Annotated in this window: 12 protein-coding genes and 1 pseudogene; all 13 read right to left on the bottom strand. The window is 32.6% G+C overall.

Annotation, left to right across the window (positions count from 1 at the left end):
- Window positions 1-2: 2 nt before the first annotated feature.
- The gene (locus tag A0O34_RS13965) at window positions 3-638 is read right to left on the bottom strand and encodes a PIG-L deacetylase family protein (protein WP_228394294.1); all 636 of its coding nucleotides are present in this window, start codon (window positions 636-638) and stop codon (window positions 3-5) included.
- Complete coding sequence (locus A0O34_RS13960) at window positions 628-1,659, bottom strand: Gfo/Idh/MocA family protein (protein ID WP_066755536.1); 1,032 nt, start codon at window positions 1,657-1,659, stop codon at window positions 628-630. Before A0O34_RS13960 ends, A0O34_RS13965 begins: the two co-directional genes overlap by 11 nt.
- A gap of 9 nt (window positions 1,660-1,668) precedes the next feature.
- On the bottom strand, window positions 1,669-2,241 hold the full coding sequence (locus A0O34_RS13955; RefSeq protein ID WP_066755534.1) for an acyltransferase: 573 nt from the start codon (window positions 2,239-2,241) through the stop codon (window positions 1,669-1,671).
- A 14-nt stretch (window positions 2,242-2,255) separates the two neighbouring features.
- Window positions 2,256-3,380: a DegT/DnrJ/EryC1/StrS family aminotransferase gene (locus A0O34_RS13950; RefSeq protein WP_066755532.1), complete on the bottom strand. Its 1,125-nt coding sequence runs from the start codon at window positions 3,378-3,380 to the stop codon at window positions 2,256-2,258.
- 44 nt (window positions 3,381-3,424) lie between these two features.
- Complete coding sequence (lhgO, locus tag A0O34_RS13945) at window positions 3,425-4,615, bottom strand: L-2-hydroxyglutarate oxidase (RefSeq protein ID WP_066755530.1); 1,191 nt, start codon at window positions 4,613-4,615, stop codon at window positions 3,425-3,427.
- 9 nt (window positions 4,616-4,624) lie between these two features.
- On the bottom strand, window positions 4,625-5,920 hold the full coding sequence (locus A0O34_RS13940; protein WP_066755528.1) for a nucleotide sugar dehydrogenase: 1,296 nt from the start codon (window positions 5,918-5,920) through the stop codon (window positions 4,625-4,627).
- A complete protein-coding gene (locus tag A0O34_RS13935; protein WP_066755526.1) occupies window positions 5,920-8,316 on the bottom strand; it encodes a GumC family protein in 2,397 nt (798 codons plus the stop codon). The genes A0O34_RS13940 and A0O34_RS13935 overlap by 1 nt, the downstream gene beginning before the upstream one ends.
- A 7-nt stretch (window positions 8,317-8,323) precedes the next feature.
- Entirely contained in the window at window positions 8,324-9,055 is a 732-nt protein-coding gene (locus A0O34_RS13930) for a polysaccharide biosynthesis/export family protein (RefSeq protein WP_228394293.1), read from the bottom strand.
- 123 nt (window positions 9,056-9,178) lie between these two features.
- Window positions 9,179-11,107, bottom strand: a complete 1,929-nt coding sequence (locus tag A0O34_RS13925) for a polysaccharide biosynthesis protein (RefSeq protein WP_066755522.1) — start codon at window positions 11,105-11,107, stop codon at window positions 9,179-9,181.
- Window positions 11,108-11,227: 120 nt separating this feature from the next.
- Window positions 11,228-12,323: pseudogene (locus A0O34_RS13920) on the bottom strand (DegT/DnrJ/EryC1/StrS family aminotransferase).
- A 48-nt stretch (window positions 12,324-12,371) separates the two neighbouring features.
- Window positions 12,372-12,830, bottom strand: a complete 459-nt coding sequence (locus A0O34_RS13915) for a regulatory protein RecX (protein ID WP_082891161.1) — start codon at window positions 12,828-12,830, stop codon at window positions 12,372-12,374.
- Between the two features lie 57 nt (window positions 12,831-12,887).
- Window positions 12,888-14,153, bottom strand: coding sequence for a serine hydroxymethyltransferase (gene glyA / locus A0O34_RS13910; RefSeq protein WP_066755520.1), 1,266 nt, complete (start codon window positions 14,151-14,153; stop codon window positions 12,888-12,890).
- A gap of 112 nt (window positions 14,154-14,265) precedes the next feature.
- Window positions 14,266-15,309: an ACR3 family arsenite efflux transporter gene (gene arsB / locus A0O34_RS13905; protein ID WP_066755518.1), complete on the bottom strand. Its 1,044-nt coding sequence runs from the start codon at window positions 15,307-15,309 to the stop codon at window positions 14,266-14,268.
- Window positions 15,310-15,311 lie beyond the last annotated feature (2 nt).

The raw sequence follows: 15,311 nt of genomic DNA, 5'->3' as shown, positions 1-15,311 counted from the left end.
TATTATTTTATTGAAAACCTAACAACTTCAAATGTTTCTGCATACTGAACACCAAACTGCACCCCTCTGGCAACAGCTAAGGATCTAATAAAATCAGCACTTAAATAATCTCTAAAACCTTGAGATTTATACTCCTTTAAGGCATTTATTTTTTTATCAATGTGCCTTTGATCAAGAGATACATAACTTTGAGTATTAAATGATAAATTGTTCCAAATAAGCTCATAACTAAATATAGACTTAGTTTTAAAAGCTCTTATTCCTTCGTTTGCAATTGTAGAATGATCCTGATGAATATCATTAATACTAGGTATCAAAACAAGGTCAATATCCGATTCCTGTCTTTTAAACCTAATTAATTCTTCTAATATTTCCTGTCTTGCGTAGTTAAGCTTTCTTACTTGATAGTTAAAAATAATAACATTTTCTTCTTTTATACCTAATACTTTCGTAGCAGCTTTTACCTCTGTCTTTAAAACATCTTTTGGAAATCCCTCAGGAACAGACTCTTCAGCAGTAGAAAATGCCATATAAAATACTTCAGCACCTTCTTCTACTAATTTTGAAATAAAACCTCCCGCTCCTAATTCTCCATCATCAGTATGTGGTGCAAGAACTAAAACTTTTTTAAAATTCATAACTTTCATTTTTTTTCAGAGCATAGATTTTTTCAATAATATCTACTACTTTCAAACCTTCTAATGCATTTGTAGTGATGGTATTTCTACCTTTCAATACATCTACTACGTTTTCAATAATGTAGTGATGATTTGCAGCAGAACCTTTGTATGCACCATAATCATTACCCGGATTTGTAGGTGCCAATTCAGGCATCACATAATCTTTTACATTACATGCTTCTACTTTATCCATATACTGTCCTCCGATTTTCACTGCTCCATTTTCGGCAATAATAGTCATCGAACTTTCTAGGTTTTGATTCCAAACAGAAGTTGAGTAATTTAAAGAACCCATTCCTCCGTTTACAAAATCAAAACTCACAAAACCCGAATCTTCAAAATCTGTAAGGTTTTTGTGATTAAAGTCTGCAAATTTTGCCTGAATATTGGTAAGATCTCCAAATAACCAGTACATAATATCTATAAAGTGAGAAAACTGTGTAAACAATGTTCCACCATCAAGATCTTTTTTTCCATGCCATGATTCCGGCTTATAATATCTGTCGTCACGGTTCCAATAGCAATTAAGCTGAACCATGTATATATCTCCTAATCTTCCACTTTCTACCATTTCTTTTATCCATGCAGAAGGTGGAGAATAACGATTTTGCATTACTGCAAAAACCTGCTTATGTTTGTGAAGTGCCTGAAAAATAAGTTTCTCAGCATCCTGCTTATTCAAAGCCATTGGTTTTTCTACAACAACATGTTTTCCTGCGTCGATAGCTTTATATGCCTGCTCGAAGTGAAATCCGTTTGGCGAAGCGATATTGATAACATCCACTTCAATCCCAGATTTCAAAAAATCATCTAATGAGGCGAAAAAAGGAACATCATAACTTTCGATTCCTAAAACAGATTTATCTTTTACATCAACTAAAGCTACCAATTCACATTCGGAATTCCTAGACACCATTTCTGCATGTCTTTTCCCAATATGGCCACAACCGATAACTGCAAATTTTATTTTATCAGACATTTGTATTTTTTAATTTTTTGAAACTTTATTATTTTCAATTTTATATTCTTCTCCACTTTCTTCACATACTGCAATACCTTCATCATTAAAATGAAGACGCTGACCAAATTCGCTCATCCAGCCCATTTGTTTTGCCGGATTTCCGACTACCAAAGCATAATCCAGAACCTCTTTTGTTACAACTGCACCAGCCCCAATAAAGGCGTATTTACCAATGTTGTGACCACAAACAATTGTTGCATTAGCTCCAATTGACGCGCCTACTCCAACATGTGTTTTTAAATATTCATTTTTTCTGTTTACAGCACTTCTAGGATTAATAACATTAGTAAAAACCATTGAAGGCCCTAAAAAAACATCATCATCACAAGTAACACCTTCATATATAGAAACATTGTTCTGAACCTTTACATTCTTTCCTAAAATAACTTTAGGTGAAACTACTACATTCTGCCCGATATTACATTTTTCTCCCAAAATACAATTAGGCATAATATGTGAAAAGTGCCAAATTTTAGTTCCGGCTCCTATTTCGCAGCCTTCATCTATAATAGCTGTTTCGTGTGCAAAAAAATCTGACATATTTTTATTGATTATTAATTAAAAAAATTCTTAATTTCAGAAATAATAAAATCCAATACCTCCTGATCAAATTCTGTATGAATCGGAAGTGAAATAACTTCTGAACAAAGTTTTTCTGTAACAGGAAGACTGAAACCTTCCTCCACATATTGCTGAAAAGCCTCCTGCTTATATAACGGAAGCGGATAATAAATCATACTTGGGATATTTTTTTCACCAAGATATTTTTGTAGCTCATCTCTTTTTCCATTTTTTACCTTTAAAGTATATTGATGGAAGACATGAGTAGAGTTTTTTGCTCTTTCAGGAATCTGAATATCAGAAATTTTGGCTAAATTTTCATCATAATAATCTGCCATTTTATTTCTTGCCGCCGAATATTCATCAAGATGTTGCAACTTCACTTTAAGAACTGCAGCCTGAATTGTATCCAATCTTGAGTTACAACCCAAAACTTTGTGATAATATTTTTTTTGTTGACCGTGGTTTGCGATCATTCTTATTTTTAATGCTAAATCATCATCATTGGTCATTAAAGCTCCCCCATCTCCATAACAACCTAAGTTTTTTGAAGGGAAGAAAGAAGTACATCCAATATGACCTATGGTTCCGGATTTTCTAATAGTTCCGTCAGAGAACGTATAATCAGAACCGATTGCCTGTGCATTATCCTCGATTACAAATAAGTTATGCTTTTTTGCAAATTCAAGAATTTTCTCCATATCAGCACTTTGTCCGTATAAATGAACAGGAACGATGGCTTTCGTATTTGGAGTTATATATTTTTCTAAACCGTTAAGTTCAATCTCAAAAGTATTTTCATCTACATCTACCATTATAGGTTTTAATCCTAAAAGTCCCATAACTTCGGCAGTTGCAACGTATGTAAAAGCAGGGCAGATTATTTCATCCCCAGGTTTTAATTCTAATGCCATCATTGCGATCTGCAATGCGTCTGTACCATTAGCACAAGGAATAACATGCTTTACATTTAAGTAATTTTCAAAATCCTGCTGAAATTCTTTTACCGCAGGACCATTAATAAATGCTGTATTATCTATACAATTCTGAATGCCAGCATCTACTTCGTTTTTAATTTTTTCATATTGACCTTTTAGGTCAACCATTTGAATTTTCATATAATAATTTATGTTTTGGTATTGCGAAAGCTTTAGAGAAAAAATTAATTTCCTATAAGCTCACTAATTTTATTTCCTATAGAAAGACATGAAGTTGCGGCAGGCGAAGGTGCGTTTCTGACATGAATAATGTTTCCGTTTTTAACAATATCAAAGTCATCAATTAAGGCGCCATTTCTGTCACAAGCCTGTGCCCTAACTCCTGAACCTCCAGGTACAAGATCATTTTCCTGTATTTCCGGCATTAGTTTTTGCAAAGCTTTGGTAAATACGGATTTAGAAAGAGAACGATGTACTTCTCCCATTCCTGTTTTTCCGTACTTAGCAACAATTTTTCTAAAACCTGGCCAAGTAAGCGTCTGCATAGTCTCGCTAAAATTAAAGTCAAAAAACTGGTAACCCTCTTTTTTAAAAGCTAAAACAGCATTAGGTCCTGCTTCAATATTCCCATCAACCATTCTCGTAAAATGAACTCCCAAAAATGGAAAATTAGGATCCGGAACAGGATAAATAAGATGCTTTACAAGGTGTTTTTTTTCGTCTTTTATTTTATAATATTCTCCTCTGAACGGAATAATGATAACATCATTCTTCTCATTGGTCATTTTTGTAATTTTATCTGAATACAGACCGGCACAAGAGACCATTTTTTTTGTTTTAAATTCAGAATTATTAGTTTTAATAATAATTTCTGAACCTTTATTAATAATGTCTTTTACTTCATTATTAAATTTAACCTCTCCTCCAAGCTCTTCAAATAATTCTTTTATCTTTTTTGCAACTCCCGGATAATCTATAATACCTGTTTGAGGAACTTTGATGGCTTTTACTCCCTCGCAATGAGGTTCTATTTCACGGAATTCTTCTCTTGAAAGGTATTGTAGATTATCAAGACCGTTATCAATTCCCCTTTTATAAATATTATCTAAAAGCGACAGCTCTTCCTGAGAAGTTGCAACAATTATTTTACCGCACAGATCGTATTTAATTCCGTATTCTTTAGCAAAGTTTATTACAGAATTATAGCCTTCGATGCAGTTCTTAGCCTTTAAGCTTCCCGGTTTATAATATATTCCACTATGAATCACCCCGCTATTGTGGCCGGATTGATGTAAGGATACATCTTTTTCTTTTTCTAAAATTAAAATCTTAGAATCCGGGTTTTTAAGCTTTGTTTGATAAGCAGTTGCCAATCCTACCAAGCCCGCGCCGATGATTACGATGTCATAATTCATTGTATCTTATTATAATCTTGCGTCTACTAAGTTTCTGTCTAAACAAGCTTTAGTATCAAAAACTACTGCATTTTCTTTCTTCAATAGGTTTAAATCCATTTCAAGAAATTCGCTGTGAGAAACTGCAATGATAATAGATTCATATTTTTTACCTACGATAAGAGCATCAAGAATATCAATTCCGTATTCGTGCTTCACTTCTTCTTTACTTGCCCATGGATCATAAATATCTACATTAACTCCATAATCTTTAAGTTCTTTGTAAATATCTACGACTTTAGTATTTCTTACATCCGGGCAGTTTTCTTTAAAAGTTACTCCTAAAATCAAAGCCTGAGAATCTTTAATAACTCCACCTTTAGCAATAAGTAGTTTCACTACTTTAGAAGCAACAAACTTTGCAATAGAATCATTTACTCTACGTCCAGATAAGATAACATCCGGATGATAACCAAGCTGCTCCGCTTTATGAGCCAAATAATAAGGATCAACAGATATACAGTGGCCACCTACTAAACCTGGTTTATATTTAAGGAAATTATATTTTGTTCCTGCTGCTTCCAAAACATCATTGGTATCAATACCAACTCTATCAAAAATTAGTGCCAATTCATTTACAAAAGAAATATTAACATCACGCTGAGCATTCTCTATTGCTTTAGAGGCTTCTGCTACTTTGATACTTGGTGCTTTATGAGTTCCTGCAGTGATAATTTTTTTATAAAGATTATCCACTTCTTCTGCAATATCTTCTGTAGATCCTGAAGTAACTTTTTTAACACTCGTTAAAGTATTTACTTTATCTCCCGGATTAATTCTTTCTGGTGAGTATCCTACGAAAAAGTCTTCGTTGAACTTTAATCCCGAATGCTTCTCCAAAACAGGAACACATTCTTCTTCTGTACAGCCAGGAAAAACTGTAGATTCATAGATAACAATGTCCCCTTTTTTAATAATTTCTCCTAGCATTTTTGAAGCAGAAATTAATGGATTAAGATCCGGAGCATTATATTTATCGATAGGTGTGGGAACAGTAACGATAAATATATTTGACTGAGCGATATCTGATAACTGGCTTGTCGCTTTATATCCAATACCGTTATTAGATTCTTTGTATTTTTTTAAGCCGTTATTAAGTTTCTCTATATCTGCTTCAAGTGTTATATCTAAACCTTCATTAAGTTGATCAACTCTTTGTGCATTAATATCAAATCCTAAAACTGGATAATGTCCAGCAAATTCTAAAGACAAAGGTAAGCCTACATAACCTTGCCCTATAACAGCTATTTTATATGTTTTCATCATTAGCTAAGTTTATTTTTGATTTTTTCAAACCATGTTTGTTCTTTATGGTTATTGTATCCGTAACCATATTTGTTGCTGTATCCTAAATTTTCTCTGCTGACATCATTTAAGACAAACCCAACGTTTTTGATTTTATTTTGACTAATATTATTATTTGCGAATTCCATCAAAGCCTTTTCTGTGTATTTAGATCTTGAAACATAGATGGTAACATCTGCTAATTCTGCAATTAAGAAAGTATCTGTCACAAGAAGCAATGGTGCTGTATCTAAAATAATGTAATCATATTTTGACTTTAATTCAGCTAGAAGTATTTCATATCTTCCATTTGACAATAGCTCTGTCGGGTTTGGAGGAATCATACCTGAATAGATTACATCCAAGTGAGGATTAAATGATGAAACATGAATAATTTCTTCTAATTTGGTTTGATCTGAATAAAGATATTCCGTAAGCCCTATCAATCCTTTTCTTGCAGGGTTATATCTTTGCAATTGTGGGTTTCTGATATCAGAACCGATAATAATTGCTTTCTTTTTAGGATTAGCTAATGTTAAAGCTAAATTCACTGATGCAAATGTCTTACCCTCTCCTTTTACTGTAGAAGTTACAAAAACAACTTTTCCTTCACCTTTTTTATCTTTAGGAAGCATAAAATTCATATTTGTAATAAGAATTCTAAATGCTTCAGCCATCGGCGTGATATCATTCATTTGAACAATTTCAGAATCTCCTTTTTCAAGACTTGGTAATTCTGCAATAACTGGTGCTTTAACTAATTTTTCTAAATCATGCTTGGTAATAATTTTATCATTCAACAAACCTTTTAAATAAATTATTATGAAAGGTATTAACAAACCTAAAAATAAAGCTGCAAGTAAAACTACATTCCTTTTAGGTGCTACAGGAACTGTAGAAGCATAGGCTGTATCAATCACTCTGGCTTTAGGTGCTGTAATTGATAATGAAATAGCAGTCTCTTCTCTTTTTTGAAGTAATAAAAGATATAAATTCTCTTTTATTTGCTGCTGTCTTTCAATACCTCTAAAAAGCTTTTCGATTGATGGAAGTTTAGATATTTTATTAGAAACCTTATTTTGCTCACCTAAATATTCATTTCTAGCCAATTCAAGTCCCGTTCTATTTCTTTGTAGACTTTGCTCAATCGATGAGCGCATTGTATTAATTTGCTTTGTTACATCGATAACAATAGGGTTTTCGCTAGTTGCAGATTCTAATAATCTATTTCTTTGTAATATCAGTTGATTATAAGCCGAAATTCCTGAAATAGCATCTGGACTATTTAAACCAACATTTGATGGTAGAGTTTGATATTGCCCTTGTCTAGAAACAAAACCAATTAAAGCATTAGTTAATTCTAACTGCGCATCAATTTCCAATTGTTTAGCTCTTGCAGAAGCGGAACTTTCCAAGTTTATTTTCGCTTCGGTTTCAAGGTCTGTAAGATTATTCTTCGATTTAAAATTCTCTTTTTGATCTTCAACCTGCCCCAACTCTATTGAAAGTTTTTTAATTCTGTCTTCAATAAAATCCAACGTTTTCTTTGATTCTGAATTTTTATCTAGAATAGCATCATTATTATAAGCAACAACTAAAGTATTAAGTACATCTTGAGCTTTAGAGATTTGCGGATAATTCATACTTAGTTTAAGTACCGTAGCATCTTTATTTATTTGAGCTACGTTAAAAATACCTTGTAAACTATTAACCTTAGAGTCCAACGAGGATATATGCAATTCCAGGTTTTTAGTATTTATACCCTTTGCATTTAGTGTATTAAATTTAGGATTTTTAGTAATAATGATATTAGCAAATGGTAGCCCTATTGTTTTACCATAAGTCGTAACTATTTCTTTACCAGATTTGTCCGCACTTAATTTAAGCTTATCTCCATCAATTTCCAATTTTAAAATATTATTGGAACTGCTATTGGGCTTCTCGTTAATTACCCTAACTTCTATTGGAGAAGATTCTTTGTATAATTCGACTGTTGATATTCTCCCTTTAGCGATAATATTAGTTTGAAGGTTTTGATTAATGATAACTTCTCTCATTAATTTCTTTGATTTAAAAATCTCTATTTCATTTGAAATACTGTTTGTTTTTAAACCTCCGAAGCCAGTTAAATCGGGCAAAACTCCCAAATCATTACCAACAGGCGAAGCCGAATTTTTTGCATCCTTGATAAGAACTGTTGTTTGCACACTGTACACAGTAGTCATGAATCTTAATGCCATATAACCTATGACCAAAGCCAATATTCCACCAAAAATAAACCAAGGCCATTTTCTTAGGTATGGTTTTATAATTTCATTAATATCAATATTGTTTGAGTTATTTTGCACTTCTGAAACTTGTGAAGATTGGTTGTCCATTAATTTTTTATTTCTTGAATAAACTTACTACTACTGCGACTGCTGTAATGGCTATAGATGCTGCTGTTAGATAAAGCCCGGTATTCGGATTCTGTTTAGCTGCTAGGTCTCTGGTATTGCTGGCAGAAACGATGATAGCATCACCTTGTTTTAGATTATAATAGGGTGAATTGATAAGATTGGCATCTTGTAAATTAACTTTTCCATGTGTAATAACTCCGTTTTCGGTTCTTATTACAAGTACATCATTTCTTTTTCCGTACATTGTTAAATCACCAGCAAGCCCCAAAGCATTCCAAATAGTTGCCTGTCCGTTTGCTATAGTATAGTCCCCTTGTCTATTTACTTCACCTAATACAGTAATTTTGAAATTAGAAAGTCTAACACTTACCGTTGGGTTAATGATATACTTTGTCATCCTATTACGGATCTCGTCCTTAAACTCAACAAGAGATTTATCTGTTGTATTGATTTTGCCCAGAATAGGAAAATCAATATCCCCTTGTGTATCTACAACATAAGTTGGTCCGGAAAGCGTAGTTAAACCTTGATTAGGGGTATTTCCACCTGCCATAGCATTTGTTTGAATCATTTCTGACGAAGAATAATTTTGGTTGAATGGTTTTACGACATCCATATCCTTCGCCGTAATTAAGATAATCAATTGATCCCCTACCTGTATTGTCGAATTTGAATTCTTTGCAGACGCTTCTGTGGCTGTTTGTTCTATATTTTGCATATAGTTCAAATCGTTATGTTTATTAGGATTAGTCTTACATCCAATTAATAAGAACACAACAAATAATGCCAATATTTTACCCTTCATATTTTAAAATTGTACAAATATACATTTATATTTTTTCTATTTGTCTAATACCTCATAGACAGAATTATTACTCCTAAATTCTGGAACAATTATCTTTAAAATCTTTACTACATCTACTTTATCCCTTCTTATTGAAGCTCTCGTTATCGTATTTACCAAAGCTTCTATATCCGAGAAATTCATCGTTGGATCTTTAGAAATCATAATTTTGTCATTATGAGTAGGAAGAGTTTTCGCATTATCACTCAATAGCTCTTCATATAGTTTTTCTCCAGGTCTTAAACCTGTATAAATTATTTTGATATCAATTTCCGGTTCAAAACCAGACAGTTTTATCATTCTTTTGGCCAGATCTAATATTTTTACAGGATCTCCCATATCAAATACAAAAATCTCGCCTCCTTTCCCCATTGTTCCAGCCTGTAAAACCAATTCACAAGCTTCAGGAATGGTCATGAAATATCTTACAATATCTGGATGAGTAATAGTGACTGGTCCTCCAGCTTCAATCTGCCTTTTGAAATGTGGGATAACAGATCCATTAGATCCCAAAACATTTCCAAACCTTGTGGTAATGAATTTAGTTACATTCCCTTCTACATTCTGTAATGACTGCACAAATAACTCCGATGCTCTTTTAGAAGCTCCCATCACATTTGTAGGATTAACGGCCTTATCTGTAGAAACCATTACAAATCTGTTCACTTTATATTTACTTGATAGAGTAGATACATTTTTTGATCCTAAAATATTAACTAATATAGCTTCGTGAGGATTTTCCTCAACCAAAGGAACATGTTTATAGGCCGCAGCATGATAAACCATTGAAAAGTTGTACATCTGAAACAATGGTTCAATTCTATGTTTGTTTGAAACATCTGCCAGAACAAATTTGAATCTGATATGAGGAAATTTATCCTTCATTTCCAATTCTATATCATATAATGGCGTTTCAGCTTGGTCTAATACAACAATCAATGAAGGATTAAATTGAGCTACCTGTCTTACAATTTCACTACCGATAGATCCGGCACCGCCCGTTACTAAAACGTTTTTATTGTAATGTCTGCTCTTAACCTCTTCGTTTTCAATTTTTATAGGTTTTCTGTTCAATAGATCCTCAATTTGAAGATTTCTGATGGAAACTCCTAGATCATTATCTCGCAATTTTTGAACAGATGGTGCTTTGAAAATATTTAAGTCTTTTTCTAAAAATAAATTCACCCATGAATTCATTTCATCTTTAGACATCATTTCTTTAACGATAATTACTCCATCTATAATAAGATCTTCTTTTGAATTTTCTTCAATTCTTTTCTTTTCATAAATAGGCTTTCCTAATAATGAAGCTCTCTTAGAATCCGTTCTTTGGGTAAGAAATCCTACAACCTGATATGGTAGACTAGGGTTATCTAAAATAGCCCTTGCAATAGCAATAGACTGCTCATCAATACCTAAAACCAAAATTCTTTTTTTCAGAGCACTTCTTCGGTATTCTCTAACGATATGAAAAAATTCTTTTACATATAATCTAAAAAGAAATAACCCCATGAAGGAAATGATAAAATAAAGTATCAAATAAGGAGTTAGGATAAATTTTTCTCCGGTTGTCCAGAAATAAATCATATTGATCGTAGCTACAATGAACATGGTACAGAAGCACGAGATCAATAATTTAAATAAATCAATAAATGTTGAATGTCTTATAATCCCCGCATAGGTTTTAAAAAAATACATGAATATTACATTTACCAAAATGATGGAAACAAAAACAATGCTTTCATTATCATGATAAATAAATTCTTTTATACTGATTTTTTCAATGATGTAAGTTGAAAGAAATAAGGATACGACCAGAATAATAATGTCTATTACAAGTATTATCCATCTGGGAAGGTATCTTACGTCTGAGAGATTGACAACATTATCCCCTCCAAATATTTTATTTCTAAGAGAATTGTACATTGTCGTTATTTGTGTTCATATTTAATAAGGTATAAAACCTGATATTCATTATTAATAATTATATCAATCTTGCAAAATTAAAATAAAATTTCATCTATACTTACTATTTAAAAAATAAATTTAGTGTTTAATTTTTTTTAAAGCTTCAGTAATCCTGTTTTTGCAATTATCAGTAAGGTTAGTTCCTGACAGCAAGCACAAACCACTCGCAAAAATTATACCAGAAAAATTATTTCCAAAGAATTTATATTTTCTATAAAGCGATTGTAAATGCATCGGATTCCATAAATATCTGGTTTCTATATTATTTTGTGAAAAAATTTCTCTAATATTTTCTTTTGATAAAATATTTTTATCTATCACAATTGTGTTTAACCAATAGTTAGAATAAAAATCTTCATTCGGAGCTGAAAACAGATTTATTCCATCAATATCTTTAAGAATTTCTTGATAAAAATCATGGTTTTCGCGCCTTTCTTCTATTCTATTTTCTAGCACTTCCATTTGTCCCCTTGCCTATTCCAGCAGAAATATTACTCATTCTATAGTTATATCCAACTTCGGAATGGCTGTAATAATCTTCATTGTCTTTTGCCTGCGTAGCCAAAAAAAGTGCTTTATTTTTATCTGTTTGATTTCTCGAGATCAAAATTCCACCTCCTGAAGTTGTGATAATTTTATTTCCGTTAAAACTTATTATTGATAAATCTCCGAAGGTTCCGCAAGGCTGTCCTTTATATTTACTTCCTAAAGCTTCGGCGCTGTCTTCAATAATAGGAATTTCATATTTTCTGGAAATTTCAAGAATTTCATCAACCATAAAAGGCATTCCGTATAAAGAAACTGTAATAATTGCTTTTGGTTTTTTGCCCTGATTCATGCAATATTTAACAGCATCTTCCAATGCGTTGGGACATATATTCCAAGTTGAGCTTTCGCTGTCAACAAAAACAGGAATAGCTTTTAAATACAAAATAGGATTGGCAGAAGCTACAAAAGTAAAGGATTGACAGATCACAAAATCGCCTTCTTCTACATTTAATAGACTTAGCGCTAAATGAATAGCTGCAGTCCCGGAAGACAGGGCGGTAACAAATGAGTTGTTTCCAAGATAATTTTCAAGACTTTTTTCAAACTCATCAATGTTGTAACCATATTGTGAAACCCAGTTGGTATCAAATGCTTCCTGTATATATTTCAACTCGCTTCCTCCCATATGCGGAGGTGAAAGCCAGATTTTTTCTTCTTTCAATCTTGTTTATGTTTACTCAAAAATATCATTTATTTTTTCATATTCAAAACCTTTGCCCATCAAATATTTAATAGTCTTTGATTTTCTCTGATATTCCTTCAAACCTGTTTGCTTAGAATAGTAATCTTCAAAGATTTTTTTTAATGTTTTTTCATAATCTGGTTCATAAATTTCATCAAAACATGTATTTATTAGTTTTTCCGAAATCTGCTTCTGTTTCAGATTAATTTTGATTTTATTTCTTCCCCAATGCTTTATGTAAAACTTTCCGCGGATGTAACTTCGAGTAAATCTTTCTTCATTTAAATAATTTTCCTTTAAAAGATAAAGTATGATCTCATCTTTAGCTTCCTCAATCAACATAAATTCCCGCATTTTCTGCTCTACTTCTGCATGACAACGATCCTGATAAACACAATAGTTCACCAGTTTCAGCTTAATTTCATCAAAAGTGAAAGATTTCTTTTCCATAGCTATAAAAAAAGAATGAGCACAGGCTCATTCTTTATATTTTAAATTCGATAAATGTTAGTAGTTAAATAACGCTTTACCTTCCATTAATTCGTTTACTTTTTTTCTTACAGAAGTAAGAACCTCTTCATTTTTAATATTATCAACCACCTCAGAGATCAATTCTGAAATCGTTTCCATATCGTTTTCTTTCAATCCTCTTGTTGTGATCGCAGCCGTTCCCAATCTGATCCCAGAAGTTGTGAATGGTGACTTATCATCAAAAGGAACCATATTTTTATTACAAGTAATATCAGCTTTTACAAGAGCCTTTTCAGTTTCTTTACCGTTTACGTCTTTATTTCTAAGATCAACTAACATTAAGTGATTGTCTGTTCCACCACTTACGATATCAAAACCTCTGCTTACCATTGCTTTTGCTAACGCCTGAGCATTAGATTTAACTTGCTTAGCATACGTTTCAAACTGAACATCCAACGCTTCACCGAAAGCGATTGCTTTACCTGCAATAACGTGCTCTAATGGACCACCTTGAATTCCCGGGAAAACAGCTCCATCCAATACTTGGCTCATCATCTTAGTTTCTCCTTTTGGAGTTTTGTGACCGTAAGTATTTTCAAAATCTTTACCCATCATGATCATTCCCCCTCTTGGACCTCTTAATGTCTTGTGAGTAGTAGTTGTTACCACGTGGCAATGTGCGAATGGAGAATTTAATAATCCTTTAGCAACCAAACCTGCAGGGTGAGCGATGTCAGCCCAAAGTGTAGCTCCGATCTCATCTGCAACCTCTCTGAATTTAGCATAATCTAAATCTCTTGAATACGCAGAGAAACCAGCGATCAACATTTTTGGTCTTTCTCTTAAAGCAACTTCTCTCATCTGATCATAATCGATCAAACCAGTTTCCTGCTGAACTCCGTAAGAAACTACGTTATATTGAATTCCTGAGAAATTCACTGCAGAACCGTGAGTAAGGTGACCTCCCATTGAAAGATCCATTCCCATGATTTTGTCTCCAGGTTTCAAAACGGCCAAGTAAATTGCTGCATTAGCCTGAGAACCAGAATGCGGCTGAACATTTACATAATCAACTCCGAAAAGCTCTTTCGCTCTATCGATCGCTAATGTTTCAACCTCATCTACTACTTCACACCCTCCGTAATATCTTTTACCAGGGTATCCTTCTGCATATTTATTAGTCAATACGCTTCCCACTGCTTTCATTACATTTTCAGAAACAAAGTTTTCTGATGCAATCAACTCTAATCCATGGGATTGTCTTTGTCTTTCTTTTTCAATAAGGTCGAAAATAATGTCCATTTACTTTTAGATTTTGAAATTTTTCACCCCAAATATACGGATTTTTAAGCTAGATTTTATCATCCTTATTTATGATTTTTGAGCTGAAATTTTAATATTATCTATTGATTTACTAATCATTAGTTACTAGTTTATACCTTTTTTTAAGATATAGACTGGCTTTTACCAATAAAATTAAGACTGGAACTTCTACCAAAGGACCAATCACTCCTACAAAAGCTTGAGCCGAATGAATCCCAAATACGGCAATACTAACCGCAATAGCCAATTCAAAATTATTTCCTGTTGCTGTAAAAGCAATTGAAACATTTTTATCGTAAGGAACTTTCATGAATTTGTTGATGAAAAAGCTAATGAAAAACATCAATACAAAATAAATCATCAGGGGAATAGCAACTTTTACAACATCCATTGGTAGTTCTATGATTTTATCGCCTTTTAAACTAAACATCAAAACAATGGTAAACAATAACGCATATAAGGTAATGGGCGAAATTGCAGGAATGAATTTTCGGTTATACCAATCCTTTCCTTTTGATTTCGTAAGAAAATAGCGCGTTAAAAAACCTGCTAAGAAAGGAATCCCTAAGTAAATCAACACGCTTTCCGTTACATCCCGAATCGAAACAGAAACATTAAAATTTCCCAATCCTAATTTTTGTGGAAGAACATTAATGAATAGCCAAACCAAAAAACTGTAAGATATGATTTGAAAAATACTATTTAAAGCAATCAACAAAGCAGCGTATTCTCTGTTCCCTTTTGCCAAATCATTCCAAACAATTACCATTGCAATGCACCTTGCTAAGCCAATTAGAATTAATCCTATCATAAAATCAGGTTCATTTCTAAGAAAAATAACCGCAAGGGCAAACATTAAAACAGGACCAACAATCCAGTTTAACAATAAGGAAATTGAGATGACTTTTTTATCCTTAAAAACTTGTGGCAATAATGAATAATCTACTTTTGCTAACGGAGGATACATCATTAAGATCAACCCAATGGCTAAAGGTATATTGGTTGTACCAACGGAAAGCGAGTTGGTAACATTAGAAATCGTAGGAAAAAAATATCCCAATCCTACCCCAATAATCATTGCCAGAAAAATCCAAAGGGTTAAATATCTATCAAGAAATTTTAATTCAGTTTTCATTT

The sequence above is a fragment of the Chryseobacterium glaciei genome, assembly GCF_001648155.1.
In the GTDB taxonomy this organism is placed as follows: domain Bacteria; phylum Bacteroidota; class Bacteroidia; order Flavobacteriales; family Weeksellaceae; genus Chryseobacterium; species Chryseobacterium glaciei.
This window is presented reverse-complemented; position numbering and strand designations above follow the sequence as displayed.

Excerpts from the sequence above, each read along its gene's own strand:
- A0O34_RS13965 (WP_228394294.1), bottom strand. The coding sequence starts at position 638 with ATGAATTTTAAAAAAGTTTTAGTTCTTGCACCACATACTGATGATGGA.
- A0O34_RS13960 (WP_066755536.1), bottom strand. The coding sequence starts at position 1,659 with ATGTCTGATAAAATAAAATTTGCAGTTATCGGTTGTGGCCATATTGGG.
- A0O34_RS13955 (WP_066755534.1), bottom strand. The coding sequence starts at position 2,241 with ATGTCAGATTTTTTTGCACACGAAACAGCTATTATAGATGAAGGCTGC.
- A0O34_RS13950 (WP_066755532.1), bottom strand. The coding sequence starts at position 3,380 with ATGAAAATTCAAATGGTTGACCTAAAAGGTCAATATGAAAAAATTAAA.
- lhgO (WP_066755530.1), bottom strand. The coding sequence starts at position 4,615 with ATGAATTATGACATCGTAATCATCGGCGCGGGCTTGGTAGGATTGGCA.
- A0O34_RS13940 (WP_066755528.1), bottom strand. The coding sequence starts at position 5,920 with ATGATGAAAACATATAAAATAGCTGTTATAGGGCAAGGTTATGTAGGC.
- A0O34_RS13935 (WP_066755526.1), bottom strand. The coding sequence starts at position 8,316 with ATGGACAACCAATCTTCACAAGTTTCAGAAGTGCAAAATAACTCAAAC.
- A0O34_RS13930 (WP_228394293.1), bottom strand. The coding sequence starts at position 9,055 with ATGCAAAATATAGAACAAACAGCCACAGAAGCGTCTGCAAAGAATTCA.
- A0O34_RS13925 (WP_066755522.1), bottom strand. The coding sequence starts at position 11,107 with ATGTACAATTCTCTTAGAAATAAAATATTTGGAGGGGATAATGTTGTC.
- A0O34_RS13915 (WP_082891161.1), bottom strand. The coding sequence starts at position 12,830 with ATGGAAAAGAAATCTTTCACTTTTGATGAAATTAAGCTGAAACTGGTG.
- glyA (WP_066755520.1), bottom strand. The coding sequence starts at position 14,153 with ATGGACATTATTTTCGACCTTATTGAAAAAGAAAGACAAAGACAATCC.
- arsB (WP_066755518.1), bottom strand. The coding sequence starts at position 15,309 with ATGAAAACTGAATTAAAATTTCTTGATAGATATTTAACCCTTTGGATT.